This window comes from Rathayibacter sp. AY1C6 (assembly GCF_002931535.1).
GTDB lineage: Bacteria > Actinomycetota > Actinomycetes > Actinomycetales > Microbacteriaceae > Rathayibacter.
This window is the reverse complement of record NZ_PSWC01000003.1, coordinates 113,562-134,389: the sequence shown is the minus strand read 5'-3', so window position 1 is coordinate 134,389 and position 20,828 is coordinate 113,562. Positions and strand designations below refer to the sequence as shown.

Here is a 20,828-nt window from a genome sequence, read left to right as displayed (position 1 = left end):
CGCTCCGCCGGAGCGCGTGTCAATGAGCCGAACGGGGGTCGATCGGAGCCGTGGTCAGCGAGCGGAGCCGAAGAGGCTGCCGGTGGTGGAGTCGTCGGCCGGATCGAGGACCGCGCAGACGATCGTGCGGTCCCCGTGGCGCCAGCCGACCTCGGAGGGGACGAGCGAGCGGTACTCGAGGGCGGAGTCGCCGTAGGCGATCCCCATCACGGCGCCGAACTCCGGCTCGCAGCCCGCCTCGGCCTGGGCGAGCAGCGTGTTGCGGCTGGTGTATCGGTCTCCGGGCTGCGCGAACGTGTGGAAGACCTCCAGTGCGTGCTCCTCGGCGCAGGGAACGACGTCCACGTCGGCGATGCGGTCGTCGCCCGGGTCGGCCAGGCAGTCGCCGCGCCGCAGCGAGAACACGTCGGTGACGCCGGCGGTCGCCACCGTGCCGCCCTCGTCACGCACGGCCTCCGGGCCGTCCGGCCCGACGACGGAGGAGCAGCCCGAGAGGAGCAGGAGGAGCGCCGCCGAGGCGAGCGCGGCCGTCCGGCTCCTCATCGCGGCGCCACGATCGCGAGCACCTCGTCGTGCAGCAGGCCGTTGGTGGCGACGGCGCTGCCGTGCCACGGCCCGTCCTCCCCGTCGGCGGAGGTGAAGCGGCCGCCCGCCTCTTGCACGATCGGCACCAGGGCCGCCAGGTCGTAGGGCTTCACGTCGAACTCGCCCGCACCGTCGAGGAGGCCCTCGGCGACGAGCATGTAGGGCCACGCGTCCCCGTACGCCCGGTCGCGCCAGACGGCGCCGGCGAGCTCGAGCAGCTGCGGGAGACGGCCCGCGCCCTCCCACTGCTGGATGCTGTTGTAGCTGAAGGTCGCCGATGCGAGCGTGTCGATCCCCGAGACGCGCAGCGGTCGCGGCTCGGCCCCGGCCTCCAGCTCGACGGCCCAGGCGCCGGAGCCCTCGGCCGCCCACCAGCGCGTGCCGAGAGCGGGAGCGGAGACGACTCCGACGACGGGGACGCCGTCGACCGCGAGCGCGATCAGGGTCGCCCAGATCGGGACGCCGCGGAGGAAGTGGGCGGTGCCGTCGATCGGGTCGAGGATCCACTGCCGCGAGGCCTCGCCCGAGGTGCCGAACTCCTCGCCGAGGATCGCGTCGTCCGGACGCTCGGCGGCGAGCAGCGCGCGGATCGCCTCCTCGACGGCGCGGTCGGCGTCGGTGACCGGGGTGCGGTCGAGCTTCGTGTCCACGACGAGGTCGAGCGCGCCGAACCGCTCCCGCGAGATCGCATCGGCCGCGTCCGCCAGGCGGAGGGCGAGTCGGAGGTCGTCGTCGAAGCTCTGGTCACTGCTCTGCGGGGTCACGCGACCACGATACCGGTGGGTCCCGCGGAGCCTCCGATCGCTGCCGCGGGCGTTCCGTCGCGCTCGATTTGACGAGACGGGGGGAGACGCTGGTAATGTGATCCCTCGGTTCGGCACGCACGATCAGCCGGCCGGAACGCACCTCTAGCTCAATCGGCAGAGCAACTGACTCTTAATCAGTGGGTTCTCGGTTCAAGTCCGAGGGGGTGCACCACCAGCCCCGCACCTCCTTGTGAGGTGTGGGGCTTCGTCGTTCCCGGTCCGTGTCCGTTCCCGACCTCCTCGGAGCGCCCGCGGGGGGAGCGCCGGCCCGTGCTCACTCGCTGGAGGGTGCGGCGGTCGACGGGTCGAGCAGCGGCAGGACTCCGCGGAAGCCGGCGCTCGTGGAGCCGATACCGACGTCGAGCGCGTCGGAGGCCCGGCCCTGGTCGTCTGCGGCGGCGGTCAGGCTCAGGGTGATGCCCGTCCGCGTGAAGGTCCGGGCGACGGTGCTCCAGGCGAGGTCGACGTCTCCGTCCGCCGACGCCAACAGGCGCCTGAGCATCCGCACGGTGTCCGGCGCAGAATGCGGACCGACGCCCGTTCGCGTGGCAGGATCTCCGTTCGCTTCCGTTTCCCCTCCAGAAAGGACCGATGTGCCCGAAGACGTCCTCCCCGTGATCGGCTCGATCGCGCTCGCCGTGGTGATCGCGGTCGTGATCGCCGTGGTCGCGACCGCCGTCGTCGCCCTCGTGCTGCGCTCGGTCGGCAAGCGCAAGACCTGGGCGCGCCTGCTGATCCGGCGTCTGCGCATCCCGTTCCGCGTGCTGCTGATGACCATCGCGGTCTGGGCCGCGCTCGCCGCCACCGTGACGGCCGACCCCTGGCCGGGTCTCGTGCAGCGGGTGTTCCAGATCGCCACGATCGGCGCGGCGGCGTGGGTGATCGGATCCCTGTTCGTGTTCCTCGAGGACCTGGGCGCCGAGCGCTACCGGACCGACACGGCCGACAACCGCCGGGCACGCCGCCTCCGCACGCAGATGACGATCATCCGGAGGGTCGCCGTGGCGGCCGTCGTGGTCATCGCGATCGGCGCCTCGCTGCTGACCTTCCCCGAGGCCCGCACGGCCGGTGCGAGCCTCCTGGCCTCGGCCGGCGTGCTCTCGATCGTGGCGGGCCTGGCCGCGCAGTCGAGCCTCACGAACATCTTCGCCGGGATGCAGCTCGCCTTCAGCGACGCCATCCGCCTGGACGACGTGGTGATCGTCGAGACCGAGTGGGGGCGGATCGAGGAGATCACGCTGACCTACGTCGTCGTCCACCTCTGGGACGACCGCCGCCTGGTGCTGCCCACGAACTACTTCACGACCCAGCCGTTCCAGAACTGGACCCGCACCGGGTCCGAGCTGCTCGGCGCCGTCGAGCTCGACCTGGACTGGCGGGTCAGCCCCGAGCAGATGCGCGAGGAGCTGCACCGCATGCTCGAGGAGACCGACCTCTGGGACCGGCGCACCAGCGTGCTGCAGGTGACCGACGCGACGGGCGGCTTCGTCCGGATCCGGGTGCTCGTCACGGCGAAGGACGCGCCGACGCTCTTCGACCTGCGCTGCTACGTGCGCGAGCGGCTCGTCTCGTGGCTGCACGAGAACGACCCCGTCGCCCTCCCGCGTCAGCGCGTCGAGATGGAGCGGGAGCCCGCTCCCGCCGCGACCCCGCGCCGGCACGGGTCCTCCGCCCCGGACAACCTGTTCTCGGGCGACGAGCGCTCGAACGAGCGGGGGGCGATGTTCACAGGTCTCATCGACCTGCGGGACACCCCGAAGCGGGACACCCCGAAGCGGGAGCTGCCGCCGAGGGACTGACTCCTGCGAGGACGCCGCTCCCACGGCCGCACCCGGGGTGCGCGCGGCGAGCGGCGTCCCGCAGGGCGGTCAGCGGTTCACGGAGCTCATGTCGGCGTAGCGGTCGCCGACGGGGGCCTCGAGCGCGCCGAGGACGTCGAGCTGCTCCGCGGTCAGCACGAGGGCGTCCGCGGCCGCGTTCTCCTCGATGCGCGAGACGCGCTTGGTGCCCGGGATCGGAGCGATGTCCTCGCCCTGGGCGAGCAGCCAGGCGAGCGCCACCTGCGCGGCGGTCGCGTCCGCCTCTGCCGCCACACGGTCGACGGCCTCCACGATGCGGAGGTTCGCCTCCAGCGCTCCGTCGGCGAAGCGGGGGTTGTCGCGGCGGAAGTCGTCGCTGCCCAGCTCGGCGACCGAGCGGATGCTGCCCGTGAGGAAGCCGCGGCCCAGCGGCGAGTACGGGACGAAGCCGATGCCGAGCTCGCGGAGGACCGGCAGCACCTCCGCCTCGGGGTCGCGGGTCCACAGCGAGTACTCGGACTGCACAGCGGTGACCGGGTGCACGGCGTGAGCGCGCCGGATCGTCGCGGGCGCCGCCTCCGAGAGGCCGTAGCCGCGGAGCTTGCCCTCCTGGATCAGCTCCGCGAAGGCCCCGGCGGTCTCCTCGACGGGGACGCCCGGGTCCATGCGGTGCTGGTAGTAGAGGTCGATGCGGTCGGTCCCGAGGCGCGCGAGCGAGCCCTCGACGGCGAGCCGTAGGTTCTCCGGGGAGCCGTCGAGTCCGCGGCCCCCATCGCCGCGGTGGCGGATCATGCCGAACTTGCTCGCCAGCACGACCTCGTCGCGGCGGCCGGCCAGCGCGCGGCCGAGCAGCTCCTCGTTGGTGTACGGGCCGTAGATCTCGGCGGTGTCGAGGAACGTGACGCCGAGATCGAGGGCGCGGTGCACGGTGCGGATCGACTCCGCGTCGTCGGTGCCGGCGCCGGTGTAGAACGCCGACATGCCCATCGCGCCGAGACCGAGGCGCGAGACCTCGAGAGCGGCGACGTCGGATCCGAGGGTGATCGTCTTCATCAGTGGGTGGTCCTCTCCTGGTACGCCGCGATCTTGATGTCGATCGCGGCGAGGCTGGCGTGTGTCCGGGCGAGCTGCGCCTCGACCTCCTCGCGGTGCGTCCGGAGCAGCGCGAGGCGCTCCGGCTCCGTGGCGGGCCCGATCCGGAGGAGCCGGGCGTACTCGCGGATCCGCGCGATCGGCATCCCGGTCGCGCGGAGCTTGGTGAGGAAGTCGACCCAGCCGACGTCGGCCGGCCGGTAGCGGCGGTGCTGCGACGAGGCGCGCTCGACCGGGTCGAGCATGAGCCCGGCGCGCTCGTAGTAGCGCAGGGTGTGCACGGTGAGACCGGTGACGGCGGCGACCTGCGAGATCGACAGCACATCCGGCTCGGCCGGGGCGGCGGTGGCGGTGGACATGGCGTCAACCTACGACTTCGAGTGCGCTCGAGGTCAAGCGGGAGCGGGCGACTCAGCCGACCTCGCGGCTGAAGCCCAGGAGGGCCTCGGCGATGCGGGCGTCCGCCTCCTCGTGGCTGATGGTCGCCTCGCCGTCGCCCGCCTGCGGCCCGTACCAGCCGAAGTCGGCGTGGTTGGCGCCGTCGATCTCGACGAGGTCGGCGGAGGAGGGCAGCCGGACGCTCGCGTCGGCGACCTTCTCCGGCGTGCTGAGCCCGTCCTCCGATCCGCTGACACTGAGGACGGGGAGCCCGGAGCCCGAGAGGTCGTTCGCGCAGTAGCTGCCGAGCAGCACCAGGCCCGCCACCGCCGGGTCCTCGGCCCACTGGCAGGCCTTCACGCCGCCGAGGGAGTGGCCGCCGACGAGCCAGCGGTCGACGCCCTCGGCCTGGCTGGTGAAGGTCTCGAGCGAGCGGAGATCGAAGAAGGCCAGGTGCAGGATCGGCCGCGTGATCACGACGGTCGCCCCGGCCTCGACCAGCGGAGCCAGGGTCGCCTCGTAGGAGGAGGCGTCGACCTTCGCTCCGGGGATGAAGACCAGGCCCGTGCCGGCCAGCTCGCCGGTCGAGGTCGGCGTCATCACGAGCGCGTCGTCCGTGCGCTCGACCGCGATCGCGGGATCGGCGCGCACGCGGGCGAGGGCGTCCTCGTCGGGGCCGCTGACGATCGAGCTCCAGGTGAGGAAGCCGAGGACCGCGACTCCGAGGACTCCGCCGATGCTCGCGAGAACGACGCGGCGGCGCCTCATCGGGCTGCCGCGATCGCGTCGGCCGCCTGCACCAGGGCGAGGTGGGAGAGGGCCTGGGGAGTGTTCCCCGCGTGCCGGCGGCCCTCGACGTCGTACTCCTCCGAGAGGAGGCCCACGTCGTTGCAGAGCCCGACGAGCCGGTCCATCAGGGTCCGCGCGTCGTCGATCCGGCCGGAGTCGGCGTACTGCCGGACGAGCCAGAAGGAGCAGGCGAGGAACGGGTGCTCGCCGCCCGCGAGGCCGTCGACCGAGGACTCGGTCCGGTAGCGGTGCAGCAGGCCGTCCTGCAGGAGCACGCGCTCCAGCTCGGCGACGGTGCCCAGCATCCGCGGGTCGTCGGCGGGGACGAACCCGACCATCGGCAGCACGAGGAGCGACGCGTCGACCTCGGGCGAGCCGTAGGACTGCACGAAGTGGCCGCGCTCGGCGTCGAAGCCCTGGGCCTCGATCTCGGCGCGCACCTCGTCGCGGAGGCGCTCCCAGGTCTCGACCGGACCGGGCAGGCCGTTCTCGCGCACGGCGCGGACACCCCGATCGAGCGCGGCCCAGATCATGACCCGCGAGTGCGTGAAGTGCCGCGGCTCGCCCCGGATCTCCCAGATGCCGTTGTCCGGCCGCTGCCAGTTGGTCTCGACGAAGCCCAGGAGCGCGCGCTGGAGCGGCCAGGAGAACTCGGTCTCGTCCACTCCGGCCACGCGGGCCTCGTGCAGAGCGACCATCACCTCGCCGATCACGTCCGCCTGGTACTGGTCGACGGCGGCGTTCCCGATCCGCACGGGGGAGGCGCCGTCGTAGCCGGGCAGGCTCGGCATCTCCCGCTCCGGCAGGTCGCGCTCGCCGGCGAGGCCGTACATGATCTGCACGTCCTCCGGCGCGCCCGCGACCGCGCGGAGCAGCCAGGCCCGCCACTTCTGCGCCTCCTGCTCGAACCCGTGCGCGAGCAGGGCCTGCAGGGTGAGCGAGGCGTCGCGGAGCCAGACGTAGCGGTAGTCCCAGTTGCGGGCGCCGCCGAACTGCTCCGGGAGCGAGGTGGTCGCCGCCGCGACGATGCCGCCGGTCTCGTCGTCGGTGAGGGCGCGGAGGGTCAGCAGCGAGCGGACGACGGCGTCGCGGTGCGGGCCGTCGTAGTCGATCGCCGACGCCCACGCGGACCACCAGGACAGCGTGCGCTCCAGCGCGCGGTCGACGTCGAGGCGCTTCGGCGCCCGCTGGTGCGAGGGGAACCACGCCATCGAGAGGTCGACGACCGCGTCCGCGTCGACGTCGAACTCCGCCGCGTGGGCGTGGTCGACGGCCTTCAACCGCACTCCGCGCACCACGACCGCGTCGGGCCCGGCGACGGCGACGAGCAGCGGATCCTCGTCCGTCCCCTCCTGCCGCACCCACGGCATGGTGCGGGCGTAGTCGAAGCGGATGCGCAGCTCCTGCCGCATCCGGACGGTCCCCGACACTCCGCGCACCCGGCGCACCAGCTCGGCGCGCTCGTCGCGCAGCGGCATCACGTCGACCACCTCGACGACGCCGGTGGGCGTCGTCCACCGGGTGACCAGCGCGAGCGTGTCGCCGAGGTAGTGGCGCTCGCTCGTCGCCTCCCCGTCCACCGGCCGGAGCGACCAGCGCCCCTGGTCGTCGCCGCCGAGGAGGGCGCCGAAGACGGAGGCGGAGTCGAAGCGCGGCAGGCACAGCCAGTCGATCCCTCCGTCGCGGGAGACGAGAGCGGCCGTGCGGCAGTCGGAGAGGACGGCGTAGTCCTCGATCGGGGAGACCATGCGGCGATCCTCTCAGGTGCGGCTGTGGCCTCCCAGTCAAGGCGGAGCGGGGCTCTTCAGCGCCGCCGTAGGGTGAGCCGCATGGCACAGACCGTCTCGACCCTGCTCATCCTCGGAGCGACGGGGGACCTGTCCTCGCGGCTCCTCCTCCCCGCCGTCGGCCAGCTGCTGACCCGCGAGACCGACCGGCGGGTCCACCTCGTCGGCGCGGGACGCGAGGACTGGACCCAGGAGCACTGGCACGAGGTGCTGACCGCCTCCTTCGCCACCGTCGAGGCGCAGGGCGAGGGCGTGGACGCGCTCACCTCCGGCACGCGCTACCAGCAGGTCGACGTCACCGATCCGGAGGCGCTCGCCGCACTGCTCGCGAGCTGCGCCGGTCCGGTGGCGGTCTACTTCGCCCTCCCGCCGGCGATCGCGGCGAAGGCCTGCGAGGCGCTCGCCGCCCACGACCTGCCGGAGGGCACCGTGCTGGCGCTGGAGAAGCCGTTCGGGACCGACGAGGCGAGCGCGCACGCCCTCAACCAGCGCCTCGCCGCGCTGGTCCCCGAGGACCGCATCCACCGCGTCGACCACTTCCTCGGCCGCGCGACCGTGATGAACGTGCTCGGCCTGCGCTTCGCGAACCGGATCCTCGAGCCGCTGTGGTCGGCCGAGCACATCGAGAGCGTCGAGATCGTCTACGACGAGCAGCTGGCCCTCGAGGGGCGGGCGAGCTACTACGACGGCGCGGGCGCGCTGACCGACATGATCCAGAGCCACCTGCTGCAGGTCCTCGCGGTGATCGCGATGGAGCCGCCGTCCTCGCTCGACGCGGCCGACCTCCGGGACGCGAAGTCGATCGTCCTGCGCGCCACCCGCCTGCACGGCGACGACCCCGCCGAGAGCTCGCGCCGCGCCCGCTACACGGCGGGGACGATCGACGGACGCGAGCTGCCCGCCTACGCGGACGAGAAAGGCGTGGACGCCGCTCGCCGGACCGAGACGCTGGCCGAGCTGGTCGTCGAGATCGACACCTGGCGCTGGGCCGGCGTGCCGTTCACCCTCCGCTCCGGCAAGGCGCTCGGGGAGCGGCGACGCGAAGTGGTCATCCGCTTCAAGCCGGTGCCGCACCTGCCCCGCGGCTTCGTGGGCACCGAGGCGCCGTCCGTGCTGCGGCTGTTCCTCGCGCCCGACCAGATGTCGCTCGAGCTGAACATCAACGGCCCCGGCGACCCGTACACGCTCGAGCGCGCCTCGCTGGAGGCGACCTTCGGCGCGGGCGAGCTGCTGGCGTACGGCGAGGTCATCTCGGGGATCCTCGACGACGACCCGTCGCTCTCGGTCCGCGGGGACGCCGCCGAGGAGTGCTGGCGCATCGTGCAGCCCGCGATCGACGCCTGGCACGCGGACCGGGTGCCGCTCGACGAGTACCCGGCGGGCAGCGAGGGACCCGGGAGCTGGCAGACGCTCTGACGGGCGGCCGGGGGAGGGGCGGCCGCGGGGGATCTCGAGACGGCGGCCGCGCCGCCTCCTCGATCAGCGGGAAGGGCGACGTCGCTCGTCGGGTCGGCCGGAGGGCGAACCCGCCGGCCGACCGCTCGGGTCAGGAGCGGGTCGGGACGGGGGCGTCGACGGCGACGTCGGCGGGGGCCGGCTCCGCCCAGACGGCGATCGGCTTCGGCTCCCAGGTGAGGGCGGCCGGCTCCACCGGGGGAGTCGAGGCGCGCATCACGGGGATCGCCTCGGTGACCGGGGACGACGTCCGCTCGGCGCCGGCGCGGAGCTGCTCCTCCTGGATGGCGGCGGAGAGCTCGTGGGCGAGGGAGCGCGCGAGCATCCCGTGGAAGATCGGGTCGCGGTCGTCGTGGCTGCGGCGCGTGACGACCCAGGCGCCCCCGGATCCGACGAAGGCCGCGAGCCGCTCGTGGACGACGGCGAAGAGCTCGTCCTGCGTGAGGACGGGGGCCGCCTCGACGACCTCGGGGGCCGCCTTGCGACGCCTCAGACGAAACCTCATGACGAACCCCGTTTCCCGTGCCGGCAGCGACTGGGAACAGTGTCGCCGCCACCGGGTCGGGAGACCGGCTGACACGCCGCCCCGCGGGGAGGCGGCGCGTCAGGAGGGCCTAGCGGTCGCGCTTCCTGCCGCGCTCCTCCTTGACGATCTCCTTCGAGTCGTAGGACACGGAGCCCAGGGCGACGGTGACCGAGATGGCCCAGCTGACCCACTGGAGGGCCAGGCGCCAGTCGCGCGGGCCCTTGCGCGTGGTCTGCAGGATCGACCAGCCGCCGACGATCGCGCTGATGACGCTGGAGTTGAGGATGAACTTGCGCATGCGTGTGCCTCCCGTGTTCACCCCGACGCTAGCGGGTGCGAAAGCTCTCAGAGGAACGCTTGACAGCACCGAGGGGTTGTCCCGCTACGGTGGATCGCCGCCGGGACCCGAATCCTCGAGCCGGGGCACGCCGAGGAGAACGGGAACGACATGCGCACGGCTGTGATCGGGGCGGTGCTGCTCGTCGTCGGGGCGGTGGCCGTCGTCACGGGGGTCCTCCCGATGGACGCGCTGGGCGAGCTGGTCGAGCGGACGGCGCCGATCCTCGGCTTCGTGGTCGCGGTGACCGTGGTCGCCGAGCTGGCCTCCGAGGCCGGCGTCTTCACCGTGGTCGCCGAGCGCTCCGCCGAGTGGGGCCGCGGGCGGACCGCGGTGCTCTGGCTGCTGGTGGTGGCGATGGCCGTCGTCAGCACGGTGTTCCTCTCGCTCGACACGACCGCCGTGCTCCTGACCCCGGTCGTGGTCCTGCTCGCGGCGCACGTGCGCGTCCCGCCCCTGCCGTTCGCGATGGCCACGGTCTGGCTGGCGAACTGCGCCTCCCTCCTCCTCCCCGTCTCGAACCTCACCAACCTGCTCGCGCAGCGGCGCCTGGGCGTCGAAGGCCCCTTCGCCTTCGCCGCGCTGACCGCGGTGCCCGCGCTCGTCGCGGCCGTCGTGCCCGTGCTGATCCTCGCGATCCGCTACCGGCGCGAGCTGGCCGGGCGCTACACCCCGGGGGAGCGGACGCCGGTGGAGGACCGGGTGCTGCTCGTCGGCGCGGGGATCGTCGTGGCGCTGCTCCTGCCGGCGCTCGTCTCGGGCCTCGAGGTGTGGATCCCGGCGACGGTCGCCGCGGTCGCGCTGATCGTCCTCTTCGCGGTGCGCCGTCCCGCGGCGCTCACGCCCGCCCTCCTGCCGTGGCAGCTCGTCGTCTTCGCGGCGGGCCTCTTCGTGGCGATGGAGGCGGCGCACCAGCTCGGGCTGGGCGCGGCGCTCGCCGTGGTCGCGGGGGAGGGGAGCGGGACGCTCGACCTGCTGCGCCTCGCCGGCTCCGGCGCGGTCGCCTCCAACCTGGTCGACAACCTGCCCGCCTACCTCGCCCTCGAGCCCGTCGCGGCGGATCCGCTCCGCCTGGTCGCCCTGCTGATCGGCGTGAACGCCGGACCGCTGATCACCCCGTGGGCCTCGCTCGCCACCCTGCTCTGGCACCAGAGGCTGACCGCGCTGGGCGTGCACGTCTCGTGGCGCCAGTACGCGCTCCTCGGACTCGTCGCGGTCGTCCCGACGGTGGGCGGAGCGACGCTCGCGCTCGCCCTCGTGCAGGGCTGACCCCCCCCGTCCCCCGTGCGGGGCCGGCTGCTAGCCTCGACGGGCACGACGACGGCTCGACCGACGAAAAGGGACCACCATTCCTCCGCACTCCGCCTCCGCCTCCTCCGCCGCTGACAGGACCGACGCCGGGACCTCGGGAGGGACCGAGCGCAACGCGTTCGTGGTCGTCTCGAACCGCCTCCCCGTGGACCGCGTCGTGGCCGAGGACGGCACCGCCTCCTGGAAGACCTCGCCCGGCGGGCTGGTCACCGCGCTCGAGCCCGTGATGCGCGCGAACGAGGGCGCCTGGGTCGGCTGGCCCGGCGTGGCCGACGAGGAGGTCGCCCCGTTCGTCGACAACGGCGTGCAGATCGTCCCCGTCGCCCTCAGCGCGCAGGAGCTCGAGGACTACTACGAGGGCTTCTCGAACGACACGCTGTGGCCGCTGTACCACGACGTGATCGCGCCCCCGACCTACCACCGCGACTGGTGGGACGCCTACGTGCGGGTCAACCAGCGCTTCGCCGAGGCGGCCGCGGCCGTGACGGAGGAGGACGGCGTGGTCTGGGTGCAGGACTACCAGCTCCAGCTCGTGCCCAAGATGCTGCGGGAGCTCCGGCCCGACGTCACGATCGGCTTCTTCAACCACATCCCGTTCCCGCCCTACGGGATCTTCGCGCAGCTCCCGTGGCGCCGGCAGATCGTCGAGGGCCTGCTCGGCGCCGACGTGATCGGCTTCCAGCGCCAGGGCGACGCGGGCAGCTTCCTCCGCGCAGTCCGGCGCCTGCTCGGCTACGACACCCGCAGCACGGTCGTCGAGGTCCCGGTCGAGGAGGAGGCCGTCGGCGGCACCCGCCGCGTCAACCGCTCGCGGCGCGGGGCGAGCGTGCGCCCGGTCGTCGCCCGGCACTTCCCGATCTCGATCGACTCCGCGTCGTTCGAGGCGATGGCGCGCACCCCCGAGATCCAGGCCCGCGCCGCCGAGATCCGCGCCGAGCTGGGCAACCCCGCGACGATCATGCTCGGCGTCGACCGGCTCGACTACACCAAGGGGATCGGCCACCGCCTGAAGGCCTTCGGCGAGCTCCTGGCGGACGGCCGCCTCACCTCCGAGGACGCGGTGCTGGTGCAGGTCGCGAGCCCGAGCCGCGAGCGCGTGGACACCTACCGGCAGCTGCGCGACGACATCGAGCTGCAGGTCGGCCGGATCAACGGCGACTACAGCACGCTCGGGCACCCGGCGATCAGCTACCTCCATCACGGCTACCCGCGCGAGGAGATGGTGGCGCTCTACCTCGCCGCCGACGTCATGCTCGTGACGGCCCTGCGCGACGGGATGAACCTCGTCGCGAAGGAGTACGTCGCGTCCCGCTTCGACAACGACGGCGTGCTCGTGCTGAGCGAGTTCGCCGGAGCGGCCGACGAGCTCAAGCAGGCCGTGCAGGTGAACCCGCACGACATCTCGGGGCTGAAGGACGCGATGGAGGCCTCGGCGCGGATGCCGCGCGTCGAGCGCACCCGGCGCATGCGCGCGCTCCGTCGCCGCGTGCTCGAGAACGACGTGGCGCGCTGGTCCGAGTCGTTCCTCTCCGCTCTCGCGGAGCACGCGGCCGGCCAGCAGCTCGACGTGCGGCCCGCCGCCCGCGGGCAGGAGGCGCCGCACGGCCAGGAGGCCGAGCACCGCGACGACGCGGCCCACGGACAGGCGGCCGAGCTCGAGCGGGAGGCCGCCGACGACCGCGAGCTCGACGGCGGCGCGCGATGAGCGAGGGAGTGCCCGAGCGGCTCGCGGCGGCGCTGCGGGAGCTCGCCGCGACCGAACGGCTCCTGGTGGCCCTCGACTTCGACGGCACCCTCGCGCCCGAGGTCGACGACCCCGCCCGCGCGCGGGCGCTCCCCGAGGCGCGCGAGGCCGTGCTGCGGCTCCTCGCCCTCCCCGGCACCCGGGTCGCGCTGGTCTCCGGCCGGGCGCTCGGGAGCCTGGAGGAGGTCTCACAGCTGCCGGACGAGGCGCTGCTGGTCGGCTCCCACGGCATCGAGATCCGCCTCGACCCCGAGGAGGACGCGGTCCGGCTCGACGACGACGAGCTCGAGAAGGTGGGAGTGCTCGAGGACGTCCTGAAGGGCATCGCCCGCGGGATCGACAACGTCTGGATCGAGGACAAGCCGGCCGGCTTCGCCCTGCACACCCGCCTCGCGACCGAGCGCCACAGCCGCGTCGCCCACGTCGTCGCCCTCTCCGAGGCGCGCGCTGAGGTGCAGGGGGTCACCGTCCGCGAGGGGAAGAACGTCCTGGAGTTCTCGGTCCGCTCGACCACCAAGGGCGAGGCCGTGCAGCACCTCCGCCGCTACACCGGCGCGACCGCCGTCCTCTACGCGGGCGACGACGTGACGGACGAGGACGCCTTCGCGGTCCTCGGCTCCGGCGACGTCGGCATCAAGAGCGGCGAGGGCACCACCGCGGCCTCCTACCGGGTCCGCGGTCCCGAGCAGGTCGCGCACGCACTCCGGCTGCTGGCCGACCTGCGCGCGGAGTAGCAGCCCCCTTCCGGCGGTCAGCGCCGGCGGGTCCCGGATCGCCGATTCGCCGAGGACGGCCGTCCGCCGACGCGGGGAGCGGCCGTTCGCGACGAGTCGGAGATCCGCGGGGACGTCCGCATCCGGTGCCGCTGCCGGAGGCCGGGGCAGGAACGGGTGCGCGGGCCGGTCCGGGTCCGCCCGGCGAGCAGGGGCACCGCGCGCGAGGCGGTAGCCTCATCGCATGCCGGAAATCGATTGGAAGCCCCGCTCGCGCACCGTCACGGACGGCATCGAGGCCACGACGTCGCGCGGGATGCTGCGGGCGGTCGGGATGGGCGATGACGACTGGGAGAAGCCCCAGATCGGCATCGCGTCCTCGTGGAACGAGATCACCCCCTGCAACCTCTCGCTCGAGCGCCTCGCGCGCTCCGCGAAGGAGGGCGTGCACTCCGGCGGCGGCTACCCGCTCCAGTTCGGCACCATCTCCGTCTCGGACGGCATCTCGATGGGGCACGAGGGCATGCACTTCTCGCTCGTCTCCCGCGAGGTCATCGCCGACTCCGTCGAGACCGTGATGATGGCCGAGCGCCTGGACGGGACCGTCATGCTGGCCGGCTGCGACAAGTCGCTGCCCGGCATGCTGATGGCCGCGGCCCGCCTCGACCTCGCCGCCGTGTTCGTCTACGCCGGCTCGATCGCCCCGGGCTGGGTCAAGCTCTCGGACGGCACCGAGAAGGACATCACGATCATCGACTCCTTCGAGGCCGTCGGCGGCGTCAAGGCCGGGATCATGTCCGAGGAGGACGCCAAGCGCATCGAGTGCGCCTTCGCGCCGGGCGAGGGCTCCTGCGGCGGCATGTACACCGCCAACACCATGGCCAGCGTCGCCGAGGCGCTCGGCATGAGCCTGCCCGGCTCCGCCTCGCCCGCCGCCGCCGACCGCCGTCGCGACTACTTCGCCCGCAAGTCCGGCGAGGCCGTCGTCGAGCTGCTGCGCAACGGCACCACGGCCCGCGACATCCTCACCAAGGAGGCGTTCGAGAACGCGATCGCGGTGGCGATGGCCTTCGGCGGGTCGACCAACGTCATCCTGCACCTGCTCGCGATCGCCAACGAGGCCGAGGTCGACCTCACGATCGACGACTTCAACCGCATCGGCGACACGATCCCGCACATCGGCGACCTCAAGCCCTTCGGCAAGTACGTCATGAACGACGTCGACCGCCACGGCGGCGTCCCGGCCGTGATGAAGGCGCTCCTGGACGCCGGGCTGCTCCACGGCGACTGCCTGACGGTCACCGGGAGGACGGTCGCCGAGAACCTCGCCGCGATGGACATCGCACCGCTGGACGGCGAGGTCATCCGCACCCTCGACAACCCGATCCACGCGACCGGCGGGCTCACCATCCTCAAGGGCTCGCTCGCCCCCGAGGGCGCGGTCGTCAAGACCGCCGGCTTCGACGCCTCCGTCTTCGAGGGTCCGGCCCGCGTGTTCGAGCGCGAGCGCGCCGCGATGGACGCTCTGACCGAGGGCCGGATCGAGAAGGGCGACGTGGTGGTCATCCGCTACGAGGGTCCCAAGGGCGGTCCCGGCATGCGCGAGATGCTCGCCATCACCGCCGCCATCAAGGGGGCCGGGCTCGGAAAAGATGTACTACTGTTGACGGACGGACGATTCTCAGGCGGCACAACCGGCCTGTGCATCGGCCACATAGCTCCCGAATCGGTGGACGCAGGTCCCATCGCATTCGTTCGCGACGGAGACCCGATTCGGGTCGACATCGCCGCTCGCTCGATCGACCTACTCGTCGACGAGTCCGAGCTCGCCGCCCGCCGAGAAGGCTGGGCCCCTCTCCCTCCGCGCTACACCCGCGGTGTCCTCGCCAAGTACGCCAAGCTCGTCCGCTCGGCAGCCGAGGGCGCCGTCACCGGGTGACCCGGCCCGCTCCGGCCGGCCGCGCACTCGCGTTCCCGGGCACTCGCCTCCGGCTCTGCCCGCCGCCGCACCACCTCCTGAAGGAATCGACACCCGCATGACTCCGGATCCGTCCGCCGTGCAGCCCGCACCGACGCCCCAGCCACCCCGACCCGCCCACGCTCCCGGGGCCGCCCCCGCGGCCGAGGTCCTCACCGGAGCGCAGGCGGTCGTCCGCTCGCTCGAGATGCTCGGGATCGAGGACGTCTTCGGCCTGCCCGGCGGCGCGATCCTCCCGGTCTACGACCCGCTGATGGACTCCTCGAAGATCCGGCACATCCTGGTCCGCCACGAGCAGGGCGCCGGCCACGCCGCCGAGGGCTACGCCTCGGCGACCGGCAGGCTCGGCGTCTGCATCGCGACCTCGGGCCCCGGAGCGACCAACCTGGTCACCGCGATCGCGGACGCCTACATGGACTCCGTCCCGATGCTCGCGATCACCGGCCAGGTGTTCTCGACGCTCATGGGGACCGACGCGTTCCAGGAGGCGGACATCGTCGGCATCACGATGCCGATCACGAAGCACTCCATCCTCGTGACGCGCCCCGAGGACATCCCCTCGGCCCTCGCCTCCGCCGCGCTGATCGCCACCACCGGCCGCCCCGGCCCCGTGCTGGTCGACATCACGAAGGACGCGCAGCAGGACCAGGCGCCGTTCCTCTGGCCGCCGAAGATCGACCTGCCCGGCTACCGTCCGGTCACGAAGGCCCACGGCAAGCAGATCCAGGCCGCGGCCCAGCTGCTGGTCGAGTCGCGGAAGCCGGTGCTCTACGTGGGCGGCGGCATCATCCGCGCCCGCGCGGCCGTCGAGCTGAAGGCGTTCGCCGAGGCCTGCGGCGCCCCCGTGGTGACCACGCTGATGGCGCGCGGAGCGTTCCCGGACTCGCACGAGCAGCACCTGGGCATGCCCGGCATGCACGGCACCGTCCCCGCGGTGCTCGCGCTGCAGGAGGCGGACCTGATCCTCGCGCTGGGCTCGCGCTTCGACGACCGCGTGACCGGCAAGGCGGCGCTCTTCGCGCCCCACGCCAGGGTCGTGCACGTCGACATCGACCCGGCCGAGATCTCCAAGATCCGCACCGCCGACGTGCCGATCGTGGGCGACCTGAAGGACGTCCTCCCGGACCTCACCGACGCGTTCGCCAAGGCCTCCGCCGACGGTCGCGCCGACACCTCCGAGTGGTGGAGCTACCTCAAGGGCCTGCAGACGGAGTTCCCGCTCGGCTACACCGAGCCGAACGACGGCCTGCTCTCGCCGCAGTACGTCATCAAGCGCATCGGCGAGATCACCGGCCCCGAGGGCGTCTTCGCCTCCGGCGTCGGCCAGCACCAGATGTGGGCGGCGCAGTTCATCAAGTACGAGCGCCCCAACTCGTGGCTGAACTCCGGCGGCGCCGGCACCATGGGCTACTCCGTGCCCGCGGCGATGGGCGCCAAGGTCGGCGAGCCCGAGCGCACCGTGTGGGCGATCGACGGCGACGGCTGCTTCCAGATGACCAATCAGGAGCTCGCCACCTGCACGATCAACGACATCCCGATCAAGGTCGCGGTGATCAACAACTCCTCGCTCGGCATGGTGCGCCAGTGGCAGACCCTGTTCTACGAGGGCCGCTACTCCAACACCGACCTCAACACGGGTCACGACACCGTCCGGGTGCCCGACTTCGTGAAGCTCGCCGACGCCTACGGCGCGCTCGGCATCCGCGTCACGAAGCCGGAGGAGATCGACGACGCCATCCGTCTCGCCATCGCCACCAACGACCGGCCCGTGGTCATCGACTTCGTCGTCAGCCGCGACTCCATGGTCTGGCCGATGGTCCCGCAGGGCGTCTCCAACAGCTACGTCCAGTACGCCCGAGACCACAGCCCGACCTGGGACGACGAGGAGTAGACCCGCATGACGCACCACGTTCTCTCCCTGCTCGTCGAGGACAAGCCGGGACTGCTCACCCGTGTCGCCGGGCTGTTCGCCCGCCGCGGCTTCAACATCGAGTCGCTGGCGGTCGGTCCGACCGAGCTGGCCGGGCTCTCGCGCATCACGGTCGCCGTGGACGTCGAGGACCTGCCGCTCGAGCAGGTCACGAAGCAGCTCAACAAGCTCGTCAACGTGATCAAGATCGTCGAGCTCGACACCGACCAGTCGGTCCAGCGCGAGCACCTGCTCGTCAAGGTCCGCGTCGACAACGTCACGCGCTCGCAGGTGCTCGAGGCCGTCACGCTCTTCCGCGCCCGCGTGGTCGACGTCGCGACGGACGCCCTGGTGATCGAGGTCACCGGCGACACCGGCAAGACCAACGCGTTCCTGCGGGTGATCGAGCCCTACGGCATCAAGGAGATCGCGCAGTCGGGCCTGCTCGCCATCGGGCGCGGCTCCAAGTCGATCACCGAGCGCGTCTTCAAGAACTGACCGCGAACTCTCCACTACAGAAAAGGACTCACCACGTGACCGAGCTCATCTACGACGCCGACGCCGACCTCTCCATCATCCAGTCCAAGAAGGTCGCGATCGTCGGCTACGGCTCGCAGGGCCACGCGCACGCGCAGAACCTCCGCGACTCCGGCGTCCAGGTCGTCATCGCGCTGAAGGAGGGGTCGAAGTCGACCGCCAAGGCCGAGGACGACGGCTTCGAGGTCAAGAGCGTCGCCGACGCCGCGGCCTGGGCCGACCTGATCATGATCCTCGCGCCGGACCAGCACCAGCGCGCGATCTACAGCGAGCAGATCGCCTCCGCGCTGACCGAGGGCAAGACCCTCGCCTTCGCGCACGGCTTCAACATCCGCTTCGGCTACATCGAGGCGCCCGCGGGCGTCGACGTCATCCTCATCGCGCCGAAGGCCCCCGGCCACACCGTGCGCCGCGAGTTCGTCGCCGGCCGCGGCATCCCGGACATCATCGCCGTCGAGAACGACGCGACCGGCACCGCCTGGGAGACCGCGAAGTCCTACGCGAAGGCCATCGGCGGCACCCGCGCCGGCGTCATCAAGACCACCTTCACCGAGGAGACCGAGACCGACCTGTTCGGCGAGCAGGCCGTGCTCTGCGGCGGCACCTCGCAGCTCGTCCAGTACGGCTTCGAGACCCTCGTCGAGGCCGGCTACCAGCCCGAGATCGCCTACTTCGAGGTGCTGCACGAGCTCAAGCTCATCGTCGACCTCATGTGGGAGGGCGGCATCGCCAAGCAGCGCTGGAGCGTCTCCGACACCGCCGAGTACGGCGACTACGTCTCCGGCCCGCGCGTCATCGACCCGCGCGTGAAGGAGAACATGAAGGCCGTCCTCGGTGACATCCAGAGCGGCGCCTTCGCGAAGCGCTTCATCGGCGACCAGGACGCGGGCGGACCCGAGTTCCAGGAGCTGCGCGCCAAGGGCGAGAAGCACCCGATCGAGGAGACCGGCCGCGAGCTGCGCAAGCTCTTCGCCTGGAAGCAGACCGACGAGGACTACACCGACGGCAGCGTCGCGCGCTAGTCGCACCGCGTCGACCGGGGGAGCCCCGGTCCGACGAGGGACCCGTCTACCGGGATCCCCTCGCCGGGCCGGGGCTCCTCCGCGTCCGGGGCGCGACTACCGCTCGAGCTCGCGGACGAGACGGCGGAGACCGCCCTTCGGCGGGACGAGGACGGGGTCCGGCCACCGGGGCGAGAGGTGGTCGCCGAGCGTCACCCGGCGCAGCTTGCGGCCGACGAGGGGGAGGACCCAGTCGGCCGCCCAGCGGCGCTGCTCGCGCAGCCGCGCGCGGAGGCGGAGCGGCTCCGGTGCGTCCCACGGCCCGGTCGAGATCGTGTGCGGCACGCCGAGCGCGTCGAGCACGCGGCCGGCCAGGACGCGGTGGCCGCGCTTGGAGAGGTGCATCCGGTCGGGCGACCAGAGCACGGGGGAGTGGAACTCCCGCATCGCCCAGTAGTCGACGAGGATCGCGCCCCGCTCGCGGGCGATCCGGCGGACGGCGCTGTTGTAGAGGTGGTTGCGGCGCAGGAACATCCGCGGGGCGGGCAGTCCCGGGATGTCGACGCCGGTGAAGAGCACGAGGGAGGCGCCGGTGGTCGCGAGCGCGTCGACGAGCGCCTCGTAGCGGGTGATCAGATCGACGGTGTCGGTGCCGAGGTCGAGGATGTCGTTGCCGCCGGCGTACAGCGTGATCAGCGTGGGGCGGAGCGCGAGGGCGGGCGCGAGCTGGTCCTCGGTGATCTGGGCGAGGCGCTTCGAGCGGACGGCGAGGTTCGCGTACTCCCAGCCCGGCTCGGCCTTCGCCAGGCGCTCGGCGACGCGGTCGGCCCAGCCGCGCACCCCGTTCGGCAGGCGCGGGTGCGGGTCGCCGACCCCCTCCGTGAAGGAGTCGCCGAGGGCGACGAAGCGGCGGCGGCGGTCGTCCATCCGCTCAGCCTCGCCCCCGGGGGAGGACGCGGGGTGTCCGCCGGGTGTCGGGGAGGCGGCGGCGGGCTCCGAGCCTCCTGCGAGGTGCGCGCGGCTAGGGTGTTGCGGTGATCGATGGTGGACCGGGCCGCTCCCCGGAGGACGACGACGCGGCGACCCCGCCGGTGGACCGCGGGCCGGACGCCGGCCCGGAGGACGACGCCGACGATGAGGCCCTGGAGTGGGCGGGTGAGGGCGCGGACCCGACGCTCGCCGCGGGGACCGCGCGCGTGCGCCGGACGCCCCGCACGGACGCGGGGGCGGACCCGGCGGACGACGGCTCGGACGACGACGACCCCGAGGTCGAGGACCCCGCCGACGAGGCCGCATCCTCGTCCGCTCTGCTGATCGCCGCGGGCATCGCGGCCGGCCTCTACCTCCTGTACGCCATCGCCTGGGCGATCACGGCGACGCGGCAGTCCCCGGTCGCCGCGGCCGGCTTCGCGGGCGATGCGCTCGGCGGCGCCCTCTACTCGCTCGGGCTCTGGCTGGCGGTCCTGGCGCCGCCGGTGTGGTTCGCCGTGGTGCTCCTCGCCACCCGCGACTCCCGGGTGCGCACCCGCGTGCTCTGGCTGGTCGCCGGACTCGTCCTCCTCGCTCCGCTGCCGTTCCTCAAGGGGGCCTGATGACCGACTCGACCCGGGCCACCCTCGGCGGGACCGGCCGGCGCGACCGGCCCGGCCGGCGCCTGGCCGCCTCCGTCCTCGTCGCCGTGGTGTTCGCGCTCTTCTTCGCCTGGGACGTCTGGGAGGCGGTCGGCAACCTGATCGGCCTGCGCAGCTACGCGGCCTCCCTCGGCACCGACCTGAATCCGACGGGCTGGGCGGTGCTCCTGCTCGGCCTGGTGCTGCCGGTCGCCTGCTTCGTCGCCGCCGTCCTGCTCGGGCGCCGCCGGGGACTCCCGGCGCGCGTCGGACTGCTCGCGGCGGCCCTCTGCCTCTCGGCGGCGCTCTCGCTCGACGTGCAGCTCGTCCTCGGCGTCGAGAGCCTGGTCTCGCTGAGCTGACCGGCGGCGTCACACGGCGCGGGGCGCGCGCACCCCTCCGCTACAGTGACGGGGGGCTGCCGACGCCCCCGCCTCGGTGCCCGCTCCGTCCCCTCTCCGAAGGAAGCGC

21 protein-coding genes and 1 tRNA gene are annotated in these 20,828 nt (G+C 72.8%); 12 read left to right on the top strand and 10 right to left on the bottom strand.

Features of this window, described 5'->3' with window-relative positions:
- Positions 1-54: 54 nt before the first annotated feature.
- Together C5D36_RS03515 and C5D36_RS03510 are read right to left on the bottom strand one after the other, a co-directional pair.
- Complete coding sequence (locus C5D36_RS03515) at positions 55-543, bottom strand: septum formation family protein (RefSeq protein ID WP_104238162.1); 489 nt, start codon at positions 541-543, stop codon at positions 55-57.
- Positions 540-1,349 (bottom strand): inositol monophosphatase family protein, encoded by an 810-nt coding sequence (locus C5D36_RS03510; RefSeq protein WP_104223554.1) that lies wholly within the window; start codon positions 1,347-1,349, stop codon positions 540-542. Before C5D36_RS03510 ends, C5D36_RS03515 begins: the two co-directional genes overlap by 4 nt.
- Positions 1,350-1,487: 138 nt before the next feature.
- Between C5D36_RS03510 and C5D36_RS03505 the strand changes: the two genes are divergently transcribed.
- A tRNA-Lys gene (locus C5D36_RS03505) sits at positions 1,488-1,563 on the top strand.
- A 102-nt stretch (positions 1,564-1,665) separates the two neighbouring features.
- Here C5D36_RS03505 and C5D36_RS16765 read toward each other — a convergent pair.
- The gene (locus tag C5D36_RS16765) at positions 1,666-1,893 is read right to left on the bottom strand and encodes a hypothetical protein (protein ID WP_181068352.1); all 228 of its coding nucleotides are present in this window, start codon (positions 1,891-1,893) and stop codon (positions 1,666-1,668) included.
- A gap of 91 nt (positions 1,894-1,984) precedes the next feature.
- On the opposite strand from C5D36_RS16765, the gene C5D36_RS03500 reads away from it, so the two are divergent.
- The gene (locus C5D36_RS03500) at positions 1,985-3,190 is read left to right on the top strand and encodes a mechanosensitive ion channel family protein (protein WP_258062857.1); all 1,206 of its coding nucleotides are present in this window, start codon (positions 1,985-1,987) and stop codon (positions 3,188-3,190) included.
- 69 nt (positions 3,191-3,259) lie between these two features.
- On the opposite strand, the gene C5D36_RS03495 is transcribed toward C5D36_RS03500, so the two are convergent.
- From C5D36_RS03495 to C5D36_RS03480, 4 genes are read right to left on the bottom strand one after another with little or no spacing between them, the layout of a single operon-like run.
- Positions 3,260-4,243, bottom strand: a complete 984-nt coding sequence (locus tag C5D36_RS03495) for an aldo/keto reductase (RefSeq protein ID WP_104238158.1) — start codon at positions 4,241-4,243, stop codon at positions 3,260-3,262.
- Complete coding sequence (locus C5D36_RS03490) at positions 4,243-4,641, bottom strand: MerR family transcriptional regulator (protein WP_104292015.1); 399 nt, start codon at positions 4,639-4,641, stop codon at positions 4,243-4,245. Before C5D36_RS03490 ends, C5D36_RS03495 begins: the two co-directional genes overlap by 1 nt.
- 52 nt (positions 4,642-4,693) lie before the next feature.
- Complete coding sequence (locus C5D36_RS03485; RefSeq protein WP_104223550.1) at positions 4,694-5,428, bottom strand: alpha/beta hydrolase; 735 nt, start codon at positions 5,426-5,428, stop codon at positions 4,694-4,696.
- Positions 5,425-7,197, bottom strand: a complete 1,773-nt coding sequence (locus C5D36_RS03480; RefSeq protein ID WP_104295187.1) for a glycoside hydrolase family 15 protein — start codon at positions 7,195-7,197, stop codon at positions 5,425-5,427. Before C5D36_RS03480 ends, C5D36_RS03485 begins: the two co-directional genes overlap by 4 nt.
- Positions 7,198-7,278: 81 nt before the next feature.
- Between C5D36_RS03480 and C5D36_RS03475 the strand changes: the two genes are divergently transcribed.
- The gene (locus C5D36_RS03475; RefSeq protein ID WP_181068342.1) at positions 7,279-8,652 is read left to right on the top strand and encodes a glucose-6-phosphate dehydrogenase; all 1,374 of its coding nucleotides are present in this window, start codon (positions 7,279-7,281) and stop codon (positions 8,650-8,652) included.
- A gap of 130 nt (positions 8,653-8,782) precedes the next feature.
- Here C5D36_RS03475 and C5D36_RS03470 read toward each other — a convergent pair whose 3' ends face one another.
- Together C5D36_RS03470 and C5D36_RS03465 are read right to left on the bottom strand one after the other, a co-directional pair.
- Complete coding sequence (locus C5D36_RS03470; RefSeq protein WP_104295186.1) at positions 8,783-9,196, bottom strand: hypothetical protein; 414 nt, start codon at positions 9,194-9,196, stop codon at positions 8,783-8,785.
- Between the two features lie 109 nt (positions 9,197-9,305).
- Entirely contained in the window at positions 9,306-9,515 is a 210-nt protein-coding gene (locus C5D36_RS03465) for a hypothetical protein (RefSeq protein ID WP_104226242.1), read from the bottom strand.
- 150 nt (positions 9,516-9,665) lie between these two features.
- Between C5D36_RS03465 and C5D36_RS03460 the strand changes: the two genes are divergently transcribed.
- The 7 genes from C5D36_RS03460 (at position 9,666) to ilvC (ending at position 18,768) form a co-directional block, all read left to right on the top strand.
- Complete coding sequence (locus C5D36_RS03460; RefSeq protein ID WP_104226243.1) at positions 9,666-10,823, top strand: SLC13 family permease; 1,158 nt, start codon at positions 9,666-9,668, stop codon at positions 10,821-10,823.
- A 163-nt stretch (positions 10,824-10,986) separates the two neighbouring features.
- Positions 10,987-12,570 carry a trehalose-6-phosphate synthase gene (locus tag C5D36_RS03455; RefSeq protein ID WP_104250140.1) on the top strand — a complete coding sequence of 528 codons (1,584 nt, stop codon included), beginning with the start codon at positions 10,987-10,989 and terminating at the stop codon, positions 12,568-12,570.
- Positions 12,567-13,343 carry a trehalose-phosphatase gene (gene otsB / locus C5D36_RS03450; protein WP_104262689.1) on the top strand — a complete coding sequence of 259 codons (777 nt, stop codon included), beginning with the start codon at positions 12,567-12,569 and terminating at the stop codon, positions 13,341-13,343. The genes C5D36_RS03455 and otsB overlap by 4 nt, the downstream gene beginning before the upstream one ends.
- A gap of 223 nt (positions 13,344-13,566) precedes the next feature.
- Complete coding sequence (ilvD, locus tag C5D36_RS03445) at positions 13,567-15,261, top strand: dihydroxy-acid dehydratase (RefSeq protein ID WP_104233215.1); 1,695 nt, start codon at positions 13,567-13,569, stop codon at positions 15,259-15,261.
- 97 nt (positions 15,262-15,358) lie between these two features.
- Positions 15,359-17,191: an acetolactate synthase large subunit gene (locus C5D36_RS03440; protein WP_104295185.1), complete on the top strand. Its 1,833-nt coding sequence runs from the start codon at positions 15,359-15,361 to the stop codon at positions 17,189-17,191.
- A gap of 6 nt (positions 17,192-17,197) precedes the next feature.
- Positions 17,198-17,707, top strand: a complete 510-nt coding sequence (gene ilvN / locus C5D36_RS03435) for an acetolactate synthase small subunit (protein WP_104223540.1) — start codon at positions 17,198-17,200, stop codon at positions 17,705-17,707.
- A gap of 35 nt (positions 17,708-17,742) precedes the next feature.
- Entirely contained in the window at positions 17,743-18,768 is a 1,026-nt protein-coding gene (gene ilvC, locus C5D36_RS03430) for a ketol-acid reductoisomerase (RefSeq protein WP_104223539.1), read from the top strand.
- A 96-nt stretch (positions 18,769-18,864) separates the two neighbouring features.
- On the opposite strand, the gene C5D36_RS03425 is transcribed toward ilvC, so the two are convergent.
- The gene (locus C5D36_RS03425) at positions 18,865-19,674 is read right to left on the bottom strand and encodes an SGNH/GDSL hydrolase family protein (RefSeq protein WP_104292018.1); all 810 of its coding nucleotides are present in this window, start codon (positions 19,672-19,674) and stop codon (positions 18,865-18,867) included.
- Between the two features lie 107 nt (positions 19,675-19,781).
- On the opposite strand from C5D36_RS03425, the gene C5D36_RS03420 reads away from it, so the two are divergent.
- Both C5D36_RS03420 and C5D36_RS03415 read left to right on the top strand, forming a co-directional pair.
- The gene (locus C5D36_RS03420) at positions 19,782-20,339 is read left to right on the top strand and encodes a hypothetical protein (RefSeq protein ID WP_104292019.1); all 558 of its coding nucleotides are present in this window, start codon (positions 19,782-19,784) and stop codon (positions 20,337-20,339) included.
- The gene (locus C5D36_RS03415) at positions 20,339-20,719 is read left to right on the top strand and encodes a hypothetical protein (protein ID WP_104233218.1); all 381 of its coding nucleotides are present in this window, start codon (positions 20,339-20,341) and stop codon (positions 20,717-20,719) included. The genes C5D36_RS03420 and C5D36_RS03415 overlap by 1 nt, the downstream gene beginning before the upstream one ends.
- Positions 20,720-20,828 lie beyond the last annotated feature (109 nt).